The sequence below is a fragment of the Bacillus sp. HMSC036E02 genome, from assembly GCF_001836235.1.
GTDB lineage: Bacteria > Bacillota > Bacilli > Bacillales > Bacillaceae_G > Bacillus_A > Bacillus_A cereus.
On sequence record NZ_KV827856.1, the window covers coordinates 156,926 to 174,082 of the forward strand.

The following is a 17,157-nucleotide window of genomic DNA, read 5'->3' on the forward strand; positions in this document are numbered from 1 at the left end:
ATGTGACAGTCGAATCTTTTTATTTTTCATATTCAAGGTGATTATGTCTTTTACAACCAAATAAATAGCAAGCGCCTATATAATCAGTTTCAAACTCTAATCCTGGAACATATCCAGATTTGATACGTTCTACCATTGTTTTATAACAATTATTCTCTTCTGTATATTCCTCAATTAACTCTTTCTTATCATTTTCTGTCCAGTTTTCTTCTACTTCTTCATTCTGAACATCTTCTATATCTGCTGTTTTCGCTTCGATAGATTCCCGTATAACTTCATTTATACGGGAGAAATTATTCGTTTTATATAGAGCATACACAAATCTACCAATCCAATTAGGACTTTTCCAGCATTCTTTATATCCCTTTTCGAACCATTCAATTGCTTCTTTATAGCAATTCAATTCAACATATAAATCTGCTACATTAATTTCCCCTAAAAAATTATCAGATTCCCTGTTAAAAGTATCTAACTTCTCTTTTGCTTCTGTCGTTCGTTCTAAATCAATTAAACATTTTACATAGCTATACATGATATAGTCCGAATCCCCTGCAACTCGTAAAAAAAATTCCGAAGCTTTTTCCAGCTCTCCAAGGTTATAATGAGCTACAGCTACATTATGATATGCTTCATCCGATGGTTGAATCGAAATAGATTTTTGTAATACTTCTTTCGCTTCTGTCCATTTTTCTTGTTTCATGTAAATGTCCCCTAAGATGTTATAAGGAAAGTATGAAGAAGGATTCAACTTAACAATTTCTCTTATTAATTCAAGAGCTTTATCATCATTCTCTTCCTCATAGAAGTACATCCAAGCCAGATTATTGAGAGATTGTACGTCTCTAGATTCATGTACTGCTTGTTGAAACAGTTCCATTGCTTCCTCATATTTATTTTGTTCAAACATTTCAATTGCCTTCTCGTTAATGTTCAAATAACTACCTCCGAAGTGAATGAATTCATCTATTCCCTATCATTATTGTAAAATGTAAAAATTGTAATTCCCACAAAAAATTTCTTTCTCCTGTCTACATTTCGATTGAACTAGAAGCTAAAACACACGAATTTACAACAATAAGTAAATTTTTCAGTCTCTCTTACATTGGATATACAGCCTTTTTTAATTTACATATTATGGTACAATAAAAAGAGTACTAGCTAAACATTTACGCTCCACACTAGCAGTCTAACAATGCCAAAATCAAAAATCACATAGAATCGGAGGGGATGTTATGAAAAGGAAATTACTTGTTCTTCTATTCACCGGAATCATACTATCAGGATGTTCAACTATAGCAGAGAATTCTTTAGAAAGCGGGAAAGGCAGTATGGAATTATTAACACCAACGATCACAGCAAAAGATAATGAGTTAGAAATTAAGACAGAAGGAATTGATGAAAATAAAGTAACTTTTATTTATGTTGCTAATAAAAAAGTGTTAGAACAAAAGCTAAAGAATGGTGAATCCTACAAGCTTAACATTAAAGATATCGAACACGCTCATCGGACAGACTACAAACCAAAAGTTCAACTTTTGCAAACGAAAGATGATAATGATGATGGAGAAATAGTAACCTTCAAACAAGTTAGATATACAGTTAAAAACTGATTTTAAAGTTGTTTCATTATAAATGTAACGAACCAAAATATACTTTTAACAGTAGATAAATGTAGGGGGTGCTAACATGAAAAAACGATGGATTTCTTGGTGGATTGGTAACATATTTTGGATTATCGTTTTTGGAATATGGGCCGCTATTATTTGGCTACGAGATGTTGATGGGGCTGGTGTTATTCAAACACCTGAAATTAAATCAATATCACTTATCGTTTTATTAATTGCGTTTATCATACCGGTATTTTTTCAAATTATATGGCTAATCATTAATTTGAGAATGAGTAAAAAAAATAATTATACGATTTAGTTTTTTTGAATTAATAGATGAATATTTTTCATAAAAAAAGAGAGAAATCTACATCAAAATAGATTCCTCTCTTTTACATTTGGACTTATACCGCACTTTTAATGCAGCACTACTCCTCTTTTTTACGATGCATGTTCATCTTTCTTTTTCATTAACGCTCTTTTCTTCATCGCCTTCGTTAAATATCCACCCTTAAACGAGCGAATTTCATACGAAGACATAAACGCTTTCGGTGCAATTTCATTAATGATTTCTAAAAGCTCTTTCTCCCTAGAACGCTTTGCGACGATATCTAAGCGATAACGTATAGAATTAATACCTTCGCCCTCAAATACTGTAACGCCAAATCCAGAGTGACGTAATTCATCTACTAATTCATTACAACGGTCTAGTAAACTAACTTGATACGTAATATAACCAATTGCTAATTTATTCTCTATATAACCGCCTAATAACAGTCCCGCACTAAAGCCAATGACATAGGCAACGATGTTCATCCAATTTGATAAATCTTGAAACACAATACCTAAACTGACAATGTAAATAGCTCCTTCTAACAATCCAACACCAGCAGCGGATCTTGTTTGATTCTTTACAAGCAAAATCGTACGGATTGTTAATATTGGAACGTAAATAATTTGAAGCACAAAAATAAGTAGCGCTTGTAACATTGGTATCCACCTCTTTCAAAAAGTCTTTTGTCATAATAACATACATAACCTTTAGAAATCGATGGGTTTTTTAAAATTTTTTTATTATTTTTCATACTATTGAAAAACACAAAAAAGAAGCGTATTATATTTGTCATTAATTTGATTACTTGTATCATATCGCTAAACTAAAAAAGGAACCTGATTAGGTCCCTTTCATCATAGCTCTATGTTTTTCGAAGCATGTTCTCTTTGCTTCTCTTCTTCTTTCACTAACTGCATATTTGCATACGCTAAATTTGCAATCATTAAAAAGTGACCACCTAAAATACCTGTACCGAATGCCCACATTTCCATTTCATGCTCAATTTCATACATGATGATAGCTCCTAAAATAGCAGCTGCAAATCGGTTTAAAACTCCTAATCCAGGAGCCTTTTCCTTCATTACGATACTTTTTCCGAGTTTCTCCACTCTGCGAGCTAATAACCAAAGACAATAGGCGCTTACTGCTAATCCAATACCGAACCCTGTCACTTGTTTTCCAAACGGAGTAATCGTCCACATAAGTAGTAAACCACTAAAGATCACATACAATTGTAATCGATATACACGTAAGGCTTCTTGAATCAAAATATCCGCTCCTAAGTTCTCATTTTTTGTACTTTAGAAGAAAAGCAGCAACTTACACAGTTGCTGCTTTCTCTTCTTCTTCTTGTTCTTGTTCCATCTTACGAATTTCAACACGTTTAATTTGGTAAGCGTCTTTTTCTAACACTTTAAATTCATAACCTTCCGCCTCAACGTGTTGTCCTTCTTCGATTTCATGATTTTGCATCATAATCCATCCACCGATTGTATCCACATCATCTTCTTCGATGTGTAATCCAAATAAATCTTTCACTTCTGAGATAAGCACTTTTCCATCAACAATGATATGTTGCTCGTTCACATGTTGAATTGGCGGTGCTTCATCTTCATCATATTCGTCACGAATTTCGCCGACGATTTCCTCCAAGATATCTTCAAGCGTTACAATTCCGGCTGTTCCTCCGTACTCATCATATAAAACAGCCATCGGAATTCGCTTCTTCTGCATTTGAAGTAATAAATCGTGAATTGGAGTCGTTTCCATCACTTCAATAATCGGACGCATATACGAGCGAATAGATGATAAATCTTTTTGATCCTCGGTCATATATCGAATAAAGAAATCTTTTACGTTGACCATACCGATAATATCATCTTTATCTTCTCCAAAAATCGGATAACGTGTGTATCGCTCATTTTGGATCACTTTCATGTGTTCTTCTACTGAATCTTCCAGGTAGAAACCAACGATTTCTGTTCGCGGTACCATAATCTCTTTTGCAATACGATTATCAAATTCAAAAATGTTATTTACATACTTGTATTCAGCTTGATTAATTTCGCCACTTTCATAGCTATCTGAAAGGATAAGACGTAATTCTTCTTCTGTATGAGCTACTTCATGTTCTGAAGCTGGCTTTAAACCGAATAAACCAGTTATCACACGAGCTGAACCGTTCAATACCCAAATAAATGGATACATTACTTTATAGAACATCATTAATGGACCTGCCAATAATAACGTTACCCTTTCAGCCTTTTGAATTGCCATCGTTTTCGGAGCTAATTCCCCTACTACAACGTGTAAATACGTCATAATCATAAAAGCAAGACCAAATGTTAATACTGATGAAATAGAAGGATTTAAGTTCCATTTCTCAAATAACGGGTGTAATAACTTTTCAATTGTCGGTTCACCTAACCAACCTAATCCCATAGCTGTAACTGTAATACCTAATTGACAAGCAGATAAATATTCATCTAAATTTGTTGTTACTTTTTTCGCTGCTAAAGCACCGCGTTTTCCTTCCGCAACAAGCTGATCGATACGACTTGAACGTATCTTTACAATCGCAAACTCTGCTGCTACGAAAAATCCAGTAAATGCGATTAAAATCGCAACCATGACTAAATTAAATATTTCCAATGAATCCCCTTAGTTAAAAAACTAAGGTGTCCACCTCCTGTATACTATAATGTTTTCTTATTTGTTCGTTAGAAAACATAGCCCGATACAAAAATTAAAGAGGTCGGATTTCACTTATTCTATAATAATAGAGCAAGTGTCTGTATTAAAGCTGTCGTTTGACCAGATAAAGATTTCGATATTTTTTCACGTTGTGAATCAGTCAATCCATCTAAAAGCGGCTTTAACTCAGTAAGCTCCACTTCTAATTGATGAATATGGTCTGTCACTTCATTCACTTGTTTCGAAACGTGTTCATTGATACCGAGCAGCTTCTTCTTCTCCTCGATTTTCTCTTTAATCTCACAAAGCGGCATATGCATTTCTTTGCACTTCTCAATAAATTGTAATGTCTCAAATGCTGTTTCGTCGTAATAGCGATAATTAGATTGAGATCGCTCCGCTTTTAAGATACCTAGATTCGTATAATAATCAATCGTTCGTTTCGACACGTGAGCCATGAGAGCCAACTGTCCGATTCGATACACCTTCCCAACGATCTTCCCCCCTTGTTTATATTACTTACATCATACAATACATAAACTGTACAGTCAAACGTGACGGTTTATTATTCACAATTTATACAAAATCCCAATCTCCTCCTATGATGATTCAATACGAGTAATCTACACTTATACAATAAAATTACTAAACTACTACCTAATCACTACATTGTCTGCCACTTTTAACCTTTCTTATTTAAAAGCATATCCTACTAATAATGATTGCTTGTATAGGAGGGAATTAATATGAAAAAGACAATCATTTCTCATTTTTATAATGAAGAATACCTACTTCCATGGTGGCTTATGCATCACACGAAAATATTCGATCACGGCATTTTAATTAATAGAGGGTCTACAGATCGTTCCGTAGAGATTTGTAAACTATTAGCACCCCACTGGGAAGTACGAAATTCAAGATTTCTTGAGTTTGATCCAACTAATACTGATATTGAAGTGATGGAAATTGAAAGAGAAGTTTCAGGTTGGAAAATCGTTTTAAATACTACTGAATTCTTTTGTTGTAATAATACTGAAGAATTTTTTTCATCTCTTCATACACTAGGCCAAAACATGTATGCGATTAGAATGATTTTAATGATAGATAATCATAATTATAATTATTCAAAGCCTAGATATTCTATCCCCTTAGTAGAACAGCGATACCACGGTGTCTTCCCTTATAACCCAAATCTCGGATGTGCTTGGAGATTTATTCACAATCATCTAGACGGTGCATATTTACCTGGTAGACATCATTCGCGGCACGGATATATAATTTATGACTATCCTTCATTTATTTTAAAATTTTATTTTAGCCCTTGGAATGAACAATCAAAAGCAAGAAAATTACAAATTACACCTACCCTTTCAAAAAGGGGTGTTCAAATGGGACTTCAAACACATTACGGTCAATCTCCTGAAGTACTGGACATACGTTTTTTAGAGCTTAGTAACCTAACACAAGACCTCCGTCATAACCCTGAATATCAAAAATTATTTCCAAAATTCAAACCGTAATATTTTCTGCATCGTCATCACCTCAAACATTTTCATTCACTTAATCAAAAACAATCTCATTTGCATAAAACATGAATACTGTATAAATAATAAATTTTTATTTTAGGAGGAAAAAATGAAAGCTGTTATTCTTGCTGGTGGGTACGGTACAAGAATTGGGGAAGAAACACATTTAAAACCGAAACCTATGATTGAAATTGGAACAAAACCCATTCTATGGCACATTATGAGTTTGTATAGTCATTACGGGATTACTGAGTTTATTATTTGCTTAGGCTATAAAGGATATGCAATTAAAGAGTTCTTTCTAAATTACAACTTACACATGTCTGATTTCACAATACAGTTAAACGATAATACAATTACTAGCCATTCTCATCGTGTAGAACCATGGAAAGTTACACTAATCGATACTGGTGTAAATACCGAAACGGGTGGCCGAGTGAAAAAGATTAAAAATTATGTCGGAGACGAACCTTTCTGCCTCACTTATGGTGATGGATTAAGTAATGTAAATATAAAAGAACTTATTACATTCCATAAAAAACATGGAAAAATGGCTACTGTTACTGCCGTACAACCTCCTGGTAGATTCGGTTCTCTCATATTAGATAAACAGTCTGTAACATCTTTTCAAGAAAAACCATTAGGTGATGGCGGATGGGTTAACGGTGGATTTTTCGTTTTAAATCCTGAAGTTTTCAATTACATTAGTGGAGATAAGTCTGTTTTTGAAACAGACACTTTAGTTCAGTTAGTAAACAAAAATGAATTGGCCGCATATCAACATTCTGGTTTTTGGCATCCGATGGATACATTGCGCGATAAAAATAAATTAGTCGAGCTATGGGAAAGTAATAACGCTCCGTGGAAGGTTTGGTAATATGGCTTCATCATCTTTTTGGAATAAGAAAAAAGTATTTATTACAGGACATACTGGATTTAAAGGCTCCTGGCTCACCCTTTTCTTAAGTTCTTTAGGTGCAGAAGTAGTAGGCTTTTCTTCTCATCCCCCATCCATTCCTAACACTTTTGAACAAGGTAACGTAGCAAAAGAGTGCACGACAATGAAAGGCGATATTACAGATTACCATTCTTTATTTCATGCCATGAAGCAGCATAAACCTGACATAATATTTCATTTAGCAGCTCAGCCAATCGTAACCGCTTCATACAAAAACCCTATCGATACATTCAAAACGAATGTTTTAGGTACTGTTCACGTGCTAGAAGCAGCAAAGTCCATCGAAAGCGTACGTGCCATTATTAATGTGACAAGCGATAAATGTTATGAGAATGACGGTAGTGGCGACCGAGCGTTCGTGGAAAATGACCGACTAGGAGGTTTCGACCCTTATAGCGCTAGTAAAGCTTGCGCTGAAATAGTGGCAACATCCTATCAAAAATCATTCTTCCGCACTAATACCCAGAAACTCGCCTCAGTCAGAGCTGGTAACGTCATCGGCGGTGGTGATTGGGCAGAAGACCGATTATTCCCTGATATCATTCGGGCATATTTGCACAATCATACTTTGTGTATTCGAAACAAATATGCCGTCCGTCCGTGGCAACATGTTTTAGATCCTTTACATGGCTATATCCTTTTAGCTGAGAAACTTTGGAATGATGCTAAATATGCAGAAGCGTGGAATTTCGGCCCAATGAATGAACCTAACAGAACCGTTCATGATGTTATTGAATCTGTAATAAAATTATGGAATAACCCACTAACAATCATTTCCTCCTCTACAAATACTCCTTATGAATCACCTGTTTTAACACTCGATAGTACAAAAGCAGTAAACAAACTCGGCTGGACTCCTAAGTTATCAACAGATGATGCTATCGCTTGGACTGTTGATTGGTACAAAAAATATGCATCTGGTGAAAATATAGAATCTTTCACACGACAACAAATCGATGCATTCAAAAATTTATAAGGGGGCTATAAAATGGAACAGAAAAAATGCCGTTTTTGCCACTCATTACTAACCAACACTTTTTTAGATTTGGGCGTTTCCCCTCTTGCTAATTCATTTGTAGCTCCTGAAAGCTCATATAAAATGGAACCTTTTTATCCGCTACACACATTTGTTTGTAACTCTTGTTTACTCGTACAGCTAGATGAATTTGAATCCCCGCAAAATATTTTTCATAACTATTTATACTTCAGCTCTTACTCCTCAAGTTGGCTACTACACGCTAAACAATATGTAGAAATGGCGATTAAGCGTTTCAACTTAACGAAACATTCAAAAGTGATTGAAATCGCAAGTAACGATGGGTACTTATTACAATACTTTAAAAAAGAAAATATCGAGACATTGGGAATTGAACCCGCGAAAAACGTAGCAGAAATTGCTATCAAAAAAGGAATTCCTACTCATGTAAATTTTTTCAGTAATGACTTAGCAAAAAAATTGCCACAAGCTGATTTAATCGTCGCAAATAACGTATTAGCACATGTTCCAAACTTGCATGATTTTGTTGCCGGTTTAAAAACGTTATTAAAACAAGATGGCACGATAACAATTGAATTCCCACACTTATTAAACCTCATATCCTTTAAACAGTTCGATACTATCTACCATGAGCACTTTTCCTACTTCTCACTTATAAGCCTTCAAAAAGTTTTAAGTTATCATCATTTACAAATTGTTGATGTAGAAGAACTTTCAACGCATGGTGGTTCCTTACGGATTTTTGTAAACCATCTAAGTGCCCAATCAACTATCCATTCCAATGTTACAAAATTAATTCAAAAAGAAGTCGACCACGGGTTAGATACATTAGATTGCTATCTCCTTTTTTCTAAACGCATCGAACAATTGAAAATAAATATTTTAAAGTTTTTTATTGAAGCGAAAGCTTTAAACAAACAAATTATCGGTTACGGTGCTCCAGCTAAAGGAAACACCCTTTTGAATTATTGCGGGATAGGTAAAGAATTTCTAGCTTATACAGTAGATAAAAATCCTCACAAACAAAATCTCCTTTTACCAGGAACTCGTATTCCAATAAAATCTCCAGCAGAAATTAAACGTACAAAACCGGATTACATTCTTATACTTCCTTGGAATTTGAAAGACGAAATTATGAAAGAATGCTCTTTCATTCGTGAATGGGGCGGTAAATTTTTAGTGACGGTTCCAGAAATTGAGGTGATCGAGCCATGAAGAAAGTTGTTGTAACAGGTGGTAGTGGCTGGATAGGTAAATATGTTGTACATTCACTTATACAAAAGGGATATGAAGTGCACGCCACGTATAATAAAAATAACCCCTCTCACCTCCCTTGCCATTGGCATAAAGTAAACTTGCTTCGCGATGACGAAGTAAAACAATTCATTTCGGATGTTCAGCCTAGCCATCTCATTCACCTTGCTTGGGAAGCAGTGCCACCAGCATGCTATGTATCTATTAATAATTACTATTGGCTAAAGTCTAGTATTTCATTGATTCAACACTTCACAACATGCGGCGGAAAGCGTGTTGTCGTTGCAGGTACTGGCGCAGAGTACGAATGGTTTAACGGCGTATTATTTGAAGATTCACCGCTCCTTTCCTATAAAACCCCGTATTCTTTATGTAAAAATGCACTGCACTCCTGGCTAGAAACGTATGCACAACAAACAGGCCTCAGCATGTGTTGGGGCCGCATTTTTCATATGTATGGACCTCACGAACAAGGTAATCGGCTCGTTTCTAACATTATCACTTCCTTATTAAAAAACGAGGAAGCACTATGTACACATGGAAAACAATCGAGAGATTTCCTCCATGTGAGTGACGTCGCTGACGCTCTCGTAACAATATTAGAACACAGCGTTACAGGCACCATCAATATCGCTTCTGGTCAATCTGTACAAATTAAAAAGTTAGCTTCTATCATTGCTAAAAAGATAGGAAAAGAACATTTAATTAAACTAGGTGCAATCCCTTTCTCTAAAGATGAACCTTTATTTGTCGGGGTTAATGTAGAACGTTTAAAAACTGAAGTAAACTGGAAACCAACATACGATCTAAATACAGGAATTGAAGAAACAATTTTATGGTGGAAATCATTTATACAAAAACATAACGATATGCATCATTAAAACGTAAATCCTTCGTTCCTCTCGCTAATTCCTTATACCATTCTCCTAATCTTTCCGACGTAATAATATGGTGCGTCCCCATTCCCCCATGCTTACTAGCTTCAGAAAGAGTCGGACCAATTTGTAACTTTCTCTTTCTCATCGCATCGTTCCACGGACTAAACCCAAACCATAATATACAGGCAAGAGGTGGATAAATCATCGATTCATGTGCAGATAAATGTCTTCCAACCGTATAACTTCCATGCTCATGATTATGAATAAATCTACCTCTTCTCCATAACGGCCAATCTTCTGGTAAATAACCATGAAATCGCTGTTTCATTAAAGGTATTCCAAAGTTAAGGTCCGGATAGTTGTAGTTAGGATCATCAACCATAATAAGCCCGTCCAGCCAATACATCCTCCCCCCCAATTCATTTAGCGATTTCCAAAACTGATTTTTATCTTGCACGCAAAGAAACTCAGTCGTATTTAAAATCATTTTCCATCCTTGTACTTCTTGTTCTATCCTCATCACTTCATGATCTGTCGCATATGCATCAAACTCTGGATTTACAGAATCTCGCACCTCCCAATGCGGTGCGAATTTTTTACAAATCTCAACGGAACGATCTGTTGAACCTTTATTAATTAAAATACCATGATCAAAAAGTTTCGTATGATGCATAAGCCACCATGGCAATAAATACTCTTCATTGTAAAAATGTGAAATAACGGTTGTAGTTATAATAATCTCCTCCTCTTTCTCTATTAATCTACTTTTTATCCTACAACCAATATACTCATAAGCAAAAATATGTTTCCTAATTATTGATCAAATATTATTATTAATATTTTTGTAAGTTTTCCTTTGGTACCCAGCCCTTCTCACCATCTCTTCCTTCGCACCAAACCCATCCATTCAATTCTTCTAATCCGATCAATCTTTCTCCAATACTCACATTTAATTCTTTCGCAGTATATTGTTTTATAATAATTCCTGTTCCATTCATATCTTTTCTTATAATTTGCTCCGGAACCCATCCTTTCCGGTTATACTTCTCTTCGTGACAAAACATCCAGTTTTCCCAGTTTTCCGGACCAGCGTAACTCTCTATCATTTTCACTACATCCCCCTCTTCTAAGCGAATTGGATTAGGATAATTGCTAACATGTGATTTTATAACGATATATTTCATAACAACCTCTAATAATCAGAAAATTAAGTTATAATATCATTATAACTTAAAGAGGAGGAATGCACGCATGTACTACAACACTTCATTCGAAAACGATCAACCTGTAGGCCGTCTATAAACTAAGACGGGCTTATAACACATACACTATGCCTCGTCTTAGGGAACTCATATTACCCTAAAAATAGACGGAGGTACTTCAAATGAAACAAACCATTTTAGGAGCTATATGTTTATCACTAGCAGCAAGTATATGGGGCGGTATGTATGTTGTTAGCAAATACGTACTCGATTTTATCCCACCACTAACACTCGTTTGGCTACGCTTTATCATTGCTTTTGTTGTTTTGTATGGCATTTTGAAACTAGCTGAGAAAAAGCAAAAGAAAAAAGTAACCATTCGCAAAAAAGATTGGCTCCTCTTCGCTTGGATAGGATTTATTGGATATTTCATTTCAATCACATGCCAATTTATCGGAACAAAATTATCCGACGCTCATACAGGCTCGTTAGTTACATCAGCTACGCCTGCATTTATGGTTATATTTGCAGCGCTCATTTTGAAAGAAAAACTAACCGCTCATAGACTTTTATCTACTATAATAGCGACAATCGGTGTCATTATCGTAATCGGATGGGATATTGAAATTGGCTCCTATTTTATCGGAACAATCATTTTAGTTGGAGCCGCTATTACGTGGGCCTTACTATCTATTTATGTAAAAATCGCTTCAATCCAATTTTCATCCTTAGTTATTACAACGTATGCCATATTCTTTTCACTCTTTTTTATTACACCTTTTATGATAGGAGAACTACAAACATCCTCTATCGGAACAGTAAATACGTACGTAATATTAGGCGTATTATACTTAGGAATCGTTTCAACAGCAGGTGCCTTTTTCCTTTGGAATAAAGGATTAGACTTAATGGATGCAAGCATCGGTTCCTTATTTTTCTTCTTCCAACCTATCGTTGGATCATTACTTGGTTGGCTCTTATTAAATGAGACATTAAATAGTAACTTTTTCATTGGTGGTATTCTCATTATATGTAGCGTTTTCATTACTACTTTTGAAAAGAAATAAAAAGCAGGCAGAGATTCTTAGTCTCTGCCTGTTCGCATTATTGGATCTTGGTCGTGAAAACCAATACAAATCGGTATATTACTTTGCACTTCACTACGTACACTTATAAAACTACACAGCGTTTTAGCAATTAAATATAAAGTTACACCGACTGCTTTTTCACTTGTGTCAAAGCCATTTCCATTATACATATCTGCTAATTCTACAGACCCCGGCCCCTCAATATTATATGTCCATTCAGATGCCCAATCATCGTCCTCTTCTTCAAGTGGAATATATTCCTCACAAATATAAAACTGACTATCCCATTCGTTATCAAGGTCATACTCAAAATAAATCGCTTTTGATTCTTCATTAGTAGCCATTTCTACAGCTGCATCCAAACCTACTCGAATACTTTCCTTATATGACTCTATATCAATTGCTTTAATTCGTTCTGCATATTCTGCAGACGCTAACATGCTACAAATTTCAAAATACTTCGCTTCTATTTGCTCTACTGCTAACGAAAAGACATCCTCTTGCATCTCTTCTAAATACTGAAATATATCCACACTAAACACTCCTCACTCTTTACGCACTCCAATGCGATGGACGGGATAACATTTTCGGTAATTTCGTATGCTTATCCCCTTTCGCTGCGTTAATTTGAACTTGCGTCAGAAAAATACTATTTGTAAAATCAGCCCCGCGAATATCTGCATCTCTTAAATCTGCTCCGATAAGATCTGCTCCTCTTAAATTTGCTCCATTTAAGTTAGCCGCAATTAAGTAAGCACCCCTTAAATTTGCACCTTGTAAATTTTTCTTTTTCAAATTTGCTCCCATAAGATCTGCTCCGCGGTGAATGATTCGTTTCTTACGTGCAGTATTCATTTCCTTCCATACTAATTCGCTCGTTTCTAAAAGAAGAATGTTCACCTCTGCCCTATGCATTGGAACATTTATTTTCATTAACTCATCTGGATTTAAATTCGAAAGTCGCTCTGTCTCCTCAATTGCGGTCTCCAGCTCTTTATGAATTGGCTGTGTTGCCTTTAAAAGAATCGCTTCATTCAAATACCAAAGCATTTCATGAAGTTGATGCATAACCGGAAAAGCATCGTACATTTTTCTTGCATGCTTTGCATCTTTCCGCCAATCAATCCCTTTAAACGTACCCTGAGAAATCTTCTGCCCAGCACCGAAACACTCAAATACTGTACAACCTTTATAACCTTTTCCTCTAAGATTTTTATGTATACTACATTTAAAATCTGATTGTAAGTTAGAACATGGTTTACCACCATCTTTATTCACTGCAAAATCTACCGATGCTGCGAACGGTAATGCAACGCAACATAGACCGAAGCATTTTTCGCAGTTTGCTTTTAAATGATCGTTATGATTAGTCAAAATCTATACCCCCTGTTGTCTTTTGACTATTTCATAATATTCCAACTGTAATAAATAATCAATTTTAAAATAAACCAGCATCTTTCGTTTCAATTCATAACTTTATCATTCGATTTCCTTTCAATTGAAAAGGACTATTTCTATTTAATGAATTATAATTAAATTATAAATTTTCTAACTAAAAAGGGGACTTATTATGACACTAGAAATGAAAACAAACTGTCAAATTTGCGATCAATCACTCGAACAAGATTCTGAAGCATACATTTGTGTATATGAATGTACATTTTGCGCACCATGTACAGAAGAAAGACATAACGTTTGTCCAAACTGCGGCGGCGAATTAGTACGTAGACCGAAAAAGAAATAATAAAAAGCAAAGCGATATCGCTTTGCTTTTGTTTAGGCATCTGAAATTATATATTTAAAAACTTCACACAAACAGGCTCTGGCACAACAACATCAGATTGTAAAAGTGTTAACTTACCTGTAGATTCATCTCTTGAAAATAACACAAGATTATGTGACTTTTCATTTGTAGCAACAAGAAACTTTTCAGTAGGATCTAATACAAAGTCTCTTGGCCAATTTCCTTCTGTAGATGTATGTTCCACAAATGTAAGCTGGCCTGAGTTTTGATCTACGCTATAAACAGCGATACTATTATGACCACGATTACCTGCATATACAAAGCGGCCGTCAGAAGAAATATGGATAGCACTGCCTTGACTATTTTCATCAAATTGTTCTGGAAGAGTAGAAATATACTGTAATTCTGTAAAGGATCCTTCTTCCGAGTTATATGTTAGCGCAATAACCTCTGAACTAAGCTCCGTCATTACATAAGCGTATTTTCCATTTGGATGAAAAGCAATGTGTCTTGGTCCACTTCCCGGATTCACAGACAGGCTATTCACTTCTATTAATGTACTATCTTTTACTTCATACGTAATTATTTTATCTATCCCTAAATCAACGCCCACTACATATTTTTCATCAGGAGTATATCCCGCGTAATGTGCATGTGGTTTTTCTTGTCTTTCTTTATTCGGACCTGAACCTTCATGCGCCATAATAGATGAAGCAGGATTTACAGTTCCATTTTCTTCATTTACTTCAAAAGACTCAATCGTTCCTTTATGGTAATTTGCTGTAACTACTGTATGATTTCCACTATCAACACTAATATGACAAGGAGAAGCCCCTTCTACTACTTGTCTATTTTTCGCTTTTAGTTCTCCAGTATGACTGTCAATGGAATAAGCAGCTACACCGCCAGATTCGCCTTCCTTAACAACGGAATAGAGATATTCATTATTTCGGTTAATCGTTACATATGTAGGGTTATCCAACTTAGCGGCAAGTGTTACATTACCAATTTTTTTTGCTTCCGTGTCTAAAATAAACTTATATATTCCTTCACTATTTTCTTTCGTGTATGTTCCAATATATCCGATAAACTCTTTGTTATCCTTCATTTTCATAACCCTCTCTCCCTATATTTTTCATTCATCATACTTCTTAAAATATTTTATGTTGAAAGAGTATCCTAAAAAATCGGAGTACCTCTTTATACGTTACCATATTTTCTTGGTAAATAGCTTTTAAACCCACTTTTTTTGATACGCTGCTATACTTTCATATTCTTCTTCCAATTGACGGGACAAACGGATATAGATTGGCGTTAAATCTTTATATTTTTCCACACTTTCCATGTTTGGCTCATGATGAAAATCTGCACCTACCATTTCAGAAACTACGGATAATGTATCTATTTCACCTAAACTATATAAACCGAGGATTGCAGCTCCTAAGCAAGAGCTTTCGAAACTTTCCGGAACATATACGTCTTGATGGAAAATATCCGCCATCATCTGTCTCCAAAGTTCCGACCTTGCAAAACCGCCTGTCGCTTGAATTTTTTTCGGTTCGCCAATTAGTTCTTTTAAAGCGAGAAGAACTGTATATAAGTTATAAATTACCCCCTCTAAAACAGCACGGATAAGATGTTCTTTTTTATGATGCAATCCGAGTCCAAAGAAAGATCCTCGTGCATTTGCATTCCATAAAGGAGCTCTTTCCCCTGCTAAATACGGGTGAAATAATAAACCATCAGATCCAGGATTCACTTTTGCTGCTATTTCAGTAAGCACCTCATATGGATCTTTTCCTAAGCGCTTTGCAAGTTCAATCTCTGAAGTGCCCAATTGGTCACGAGCCCATCTGAAAATCATACCACCGTTATTAACTGGACCACCGATTACCCAATGGTCTTCAGTTAACGCATAACAAAAAATTCTACCTTTTGGATCTGTTACAGGACGATTTGTTACAGCACGTATCGCACCGCTTGTACCAATTGTAACAGCCACAACGCCAGGATCTATTGCATTTACACCTAAATTAGATAGTACTCCATCACTCGCTCCTACTACAAAAGGCGTAGAAACAAGTACATTCATCTCTTTGGCAAGCTCTTCATCTAATCCTGTTAAACTGTGCGTTGTTGGAACAAGCTTTGAAAGCTTTTTATCTGTAATTCCCGCTACATGTAAAGCCTCTTCATCCCATTTTAAAGATTTTAAATTGAACATTCCTGTCGCTGATGCTATAGAATAATCAATTACATATTCTTTATATAACTTGTAAAAAACATATTCTTTAATAGAAATGAATTTATAACTTTTTGCGAATAACTCTGCCTGCTCATTCTGTAGCCAAACTAATTTCGAAAGTGGTGACATCGGATGAATTGGTGTCCCAGTACGAAGGTAAATTTCATGACCATTCATATCATTCTTTATTTTCTCCGCCCAGCTTGCACTTCTATTATCTGCCCAAGTGATACATCTCGTTAATAGCTCTCCTTTTTCATCTACAGCAATGAGACTATGCATTGCCGAACTAAAAGAGACACAAAGAATATCATTCGGCTGTACACTACTTATTCGTACAGTTTCTTTAATCGTATTTATTACTGCATGAAAGATTTCTTCTGGGTCTTGTTCTGCTGTTTCAGGTGTAGGGGAATATAAAGGATATTCAATTCCATGACTAGCAATAACAGATCCATCAGTAGAAAATAGAACTGATTTTGTACTAGTTGTCCCAATGTCTACACCAATCATATATTTTGAGCTCACCATCTCTTCCTCCTAACAAAAAATTGCTACAGTATCCCACCATAAAAATACATTCCTTTTATCTATTGAAAACGTTGTAAGCCATAATTATCTAAATAGAAA

General features: G+C 35.3%; 20 protein-coding genes. 9 read left to right on the plus strand and 11 right to left on the minus strand.

Annotated features, from left to right (window positions below; all coding sequences use genetic code 11):
* Window positions 1-19: 19 nt before the first annotated feature.
* On the minus strand, window positions 20-934 hold the full coding sequence (locus tag HMPREF2590_RS18980; protein WP_044584706.1) for a tetratricopeptide repeat protein: 915 nt from the start codon (window positions 932-934) through the stop codon (window positions 20-22).
* Between the two features lie 298 nt (window positions 935-1,232).
* On the opposite strand from HMPREF2590_RS18980, the gene HMPREF2590_RS18985 reads away from it, so the two are divergent.
* Window positions 1,233-1,610 carry a hypothetical protein gene (locus HMPREF2590_RS18985; protein ID WP_000823781.1) on the plus strand — a complete coding sequence of 126 codons (378 nt, stop codon included), beginning with the start codon at window positions 1,233-1,235 and terminating at the stop codon, window positions 1,608-1,610.
* Window positions 1,611-1,686: 76 nt separating this feature from the next.
* Window positions 1,687-1,926 carry a DUF3923 family protein gene (locus tag HMPREF2590_RS18990; protein WP_000747679.1) on the plus strand — a complete coding sequence of 80 codons (240 nt, stop codon included), beginning with the start codon at window positions 1,687-1,689 and terminating at the stop codon, window positions 1,924-1,926.
* A gap of 122 nt (window positions 1,927-2,048) precedes the next feature.
* On the opposite strand, the gene HMPREF2590_RS18995 is transcribed toward HMPREF2590_RS18990, so the two are convergent.
* From HMPREF2590_RS18995 to HMPREF2590_RS19010, 4 genes are all read right to left on the minus strand, one after another.
* Complete coding sequence (locus HMPREF2590_RS18995) at window positions 2,049-2,597, minus strand: DUF2179 domain-containing protein (RefSeq protein ID WP_000938438.1); 549 nt, start codon at window positions 2,595-2,597, stop codon at window positions 2,049-2,051.
* A gap of 198 nt (window positions 2,598-2,795) precedes the next feature.
* Complete coding sequence (locus HMPREF2590_RS19000; protein ID WP_000613876.1) at window positions 2,796-3,209, minus strand: ATP synthase subunit I; 414 nt, start codon at window positions 3,207-3,209, stop codon at window positions 2,796-2,798.
* A gap of 52 nt (window positions 3,210-3,261) precedes the next feature.
* A complete protein-coding gene (locus HMPREF2590_RS19005) occupies window positions 3,262-4,593 on the minus strand; it encodes a hemolysin family protein (protein WP_000402257.1) in 1,332 nt (443 codons plus the stop codon).
* A 119-nt stretch (window positions 4,594-4,712) separates the two neighbouring features.
* Window positions 4,713-5,120, minus strand: a complete 408-nt coding sequence (locus HMPREF2590_RS19010) for a MerR family transcriptional regulator (RefSeq protein ID WP_000285635.1) — start codon at window positions 5,118-5,120, stop codon at window positions 4,713-4,715.
* A gap of 261 nt (window positions 5,121-5,381) precedes the next feature.
* On the opposite strand from HMPREF2590_RS19010, the gene HMPREF2590_RS19015 reads away from it, so the two are divergent.
* The 5 genes from HMPREF2590_RS19015 to HMPREF2590_RS19035 all read left to right on the plus strand — a co-directional run bounded on the left by HMPREF2590_RS19015 (window position 5,382) and on the right by HMPREF2590_RS19035 (window position 10,251).
* Window positions 5,382-6,155, plus strand: a complete 774-nt coding sequence (locus tag HMPREF2590_RS19015; protein ID WP_000750974.1) for a glycosyltransferase family 2 protein — start codon at window positions 5,382-5,384, stop codon at window positions 6,153-6,155.
* A 115-nt stretch (window positions 6,156-6,270) separates the two neighbouring features.
* Window positions 6,271-7,038, plus strand: a complete 768-nt coding sequence (gene rfbF, locus HMPREF2590_RS19020; protein WP_000648800.1) for a glucose-1-phosphate cytidylyltransferase — start codon at window positions 6,271-6,273, stop codon at window positions 7,036-7,038.
* A 1-nt stretch (window position 7,039) separates the two neighbouring features.
* Window positions 7,040-8,095 carry a CDP-glucose 4,6-dehydratase gene (gene rfbG, locus HMPREF2590_RS19025; RefSeq protein ID WP_000168666.1) on the plus strand — a complete coding sequence of 352 codons (1,056 nt, stop codon included), beginning with the start codon at window positions 7,040-7,042 and terminating at the stop codon, window positions 8,093-8,095.
* 12 nt (window positions 8,096-8,107) lie between these two features.
* Window positions 8,108-9,331 (plus strand): class I SAM-dependent methyltransferase, encoded by a 1,224-nt coding sequence (locus tag HMPREF2590_RS19030; RefSeq protein ID WP_000435776.1) that lies wholly within the window; start codon window positions 8,108-8,110, stop codon window positions 9,329-9,331.
* Window positions 9,328-10,251: an NAD-dependent epimerase/dehydratase family protein gene (locus HMPREF2590_RS19035; RefSeq protein WP_000758375.1), complete on the plus strand. Its 924-nt coding sequence runs from the start codon at window positions 9,328-9,330 to the stop codon at window positions 10,249-10,251. Before HMPREF2590_RS19030 ends, HMPREF2590_RS19035 begins: the two co-directional genes overlap by 4 nt.
* On the opposite strand, the gene HMPREF2590_RS19040 is transcribed toward HMPREF2590_RS19035, so the two are convergent.
* Together HMPREF2590_RS19040 and HMPREF2590_RS19045 are read right to left on the minus strand one after the other, a co-directional pair.
* On the minus strand, window positions 10,220-11,020 hold the full coding sequence (locus tag HMPREF2590_RS19040) for a glycosyltransferase family 2 protein (protein WP_076774856.1): 801 nt from the start codon (window positions 11,018-11,020) through the stop codon (window positions 10,220-10,222). The two genes, HMPREF2590_RS19035 and HMPREF2590_RS19040, sit on opposite strands and share 32 nt — an antisense overlap.
* A 61-nt stretch (window positions 11,021-11,081) precedes the next feature.
* Window positions 11,082-11,432 (minus strand): SH3 domain-containing protein, encoded by a 351-nt coding sequence (locus tag HMPREF2590_RS19045; protein WP_000875289.1) that lies wholly within the window; start codon window positions 11,430-11,432, stop codon window positions 11,082-11,084.
* A 200-nt stretch (window positions 11,433-11,632) separates the two neighbouring features.
* Between HMPREF2590_RS19045 and HMPREF2590_RS19050 the strand changes: the two genes are divergently transcribed.
* Window positions 11,633-12,517, plus strand: coding sequence for a DMT family transporter (locus tag HMPREF2590_RS19050; protein WP_000814730.1), 885 nt, complete (start codon window positions 11,633-11,635; stop codon window positions 12,515-12,517).
* Between the two features lie 17 nt (window positions 12,518-12,534).
* On the opposite strand, the gene HMPREF2590_RS19055 is transcribed toward HMPREF2590_RS19050, so the two are convergent.
* Both HMPREF2590_RS19055 and HMPREF2590_RS19060 read right to left on the minus strand, forming a co-directional pair.
* Window positions 12,535-13,071, minus strand: coding sequence for a hypothetical protein (locus tag HMPREF2590_RS19055; protein ID WP_000350928.1), 537 nt, complete (start codon window positions 13,069-13,071; stop codon window positions 12,535-12,537).
* Window positions 13,072-13,090: 19 nt separating this feature from the next.
* Window positions 13,091-13,912 (minus strand): pentapeptide repeat-containing protein, encoded by an 822-nt coding sequence (locus HMPREF2590_RS19060; protein ID WP_000181431.1) that lies wholly within the window; start codon window positions 13,910-13,912, stop codon window positions 13,091-13,093.
* Window positions 13,913-14,108: 196 nt separating this feature from the next.
* Between HMPREF2590_RS19060 and HMPREF2590_RS19065 the strand changes: the two genes are divergently transcribed.
* On the plus strand, window positions 14,109-14,282 hold the full coding sequence (locus tag HMPREF2590_RS19065) for a DUF1272 domain-containing protein (RefSeq protein ID WP_000171492.1): 174 nt from the start codon (window positions 14,109-14,111) through the stop codon (window positions 14,280-14,282).
* A 46-nt stretch (window positions 14,283-14,328) separates the two neighbouring features.
* On the opposite strand, the gene HMPREF2590_RS19070 is transcribed toward HMPREF2590_RS19065, so the two are convergent.
* On the minus strand, window positions 14,329-15,396 hold the full coding sequence (locus HMPREF2590_RS19070; protein WP_000782205.1) for a lactonase family protein: 1,068 nt from the start codon (window positions 15,394-15,396) through the stop codon (window positions 14,329-14,331).
* A 120-nt stretch (window positions 15,397-15,516) separates the two neighbouring features.
* Window positions 15,517-17,058, minus strand: a complete 1,542-nt coding sequence (gntK, locus tag HMPREF2590_RS19075) for a gluconokinase (protein WP_004419966.1) — start codon at window positions 17,056-17,058, stop codon at window positions 15,517-15,519.
* Between the last annotated feature and the right edge of the window lie 99 nt (window positions 17,059-17,157).

Bases quoted from the DNA above. Each gene is read 5' to 3' on its own strand.
- HMPREF2590_RS18995 (WP_000938438.1), bottom strand. From the start codon at position 2,597: ATGTTACAAGCGCTACTTATTTTTGTGCTTCAAATTATTTACGTTCCA.
- HMPREF2590_RS19050 (WP_000814730.1), top strand. From the start codon at position 11,633: ATGAAACAAACCATTTTAGGAGCTATATGTTTATCACTAGCAGCAAGT.
- HMPREF2590_RS19035 (WP_000758375.1), top strand. From the start codon at position 9,328: ATGAAGAAAGTTGTTGTAACAGGTGGTAGTGGCTGGATAGGTAAATAT.
- HMPREF2590_RS19045 (WP_000875289.1), bottom strand. From the start codon at position 11,432: ATGAAATATATCGTTATAAAATCACATGTTAGCAATTATCCTAATCCA.
- gntK (WP_004419966.1), bottom strand. From the start codon at position 17,058: ATGGTGAGCTCAAAATATATGATTGGTGTAGACATTGGGACAACTAGT.
- rfbG (WP_000168666.1), top strand. From the start codon at position 7,040: ATGGCTTCATCATCTTTTTGGAATAAGAAAAAAGTATTTATTACAGGA.
- HMPREF2590_RS19015 (WP_000750974.1), top strand. From the start codon at position 5,382: ATGAAAAAGACAATCATTTCTCATTTTTATAATGAAGAATACCTACTT.
- HMPREF2590_RS18990 (WP_000747679.1), top strand. From the start codon at position 1,687: ATGAAAAAACGATGGATTTCTTGGTGGATTGGTAACATATTTTGGATT.
- HMPREF2590_RS19030 (WP_000435776.1), top strand. From the start codon at position 8,108: ATGGAACAGAAAAAATGCCGTTTTTGCCACTCATTACTAACCAACACT.
- HMPREF2590_RS18985 (WP_000823781.1), top strand. From the start codon at position 1,233: ATGAAAAGGAAATTACTTGTTCTTCTATTCACCGGAATCATACTATCA.
- rfbF (WP_000648800.1), top strand. From the start codon at position 6,271: ATGAAAGCTGTTATTCTTGCTGGTGGGTACGGTACAAGAATTGGGGAA.
- HMPREF2590_RS19070 (WP_000782205.1), bottom strand. From the start codon at position 15,396: ATGAAAATGAAGGATAACAAAGAGTTTATCGGATATATTGGAACATAC.
- HMPREF2590_RS19065 (WP_000171492.1), top strand. From the start codon at position 14,109: ATGACACTAGAAATGAAAACAAACTGTCAAATTTGCGATCAATCACTC.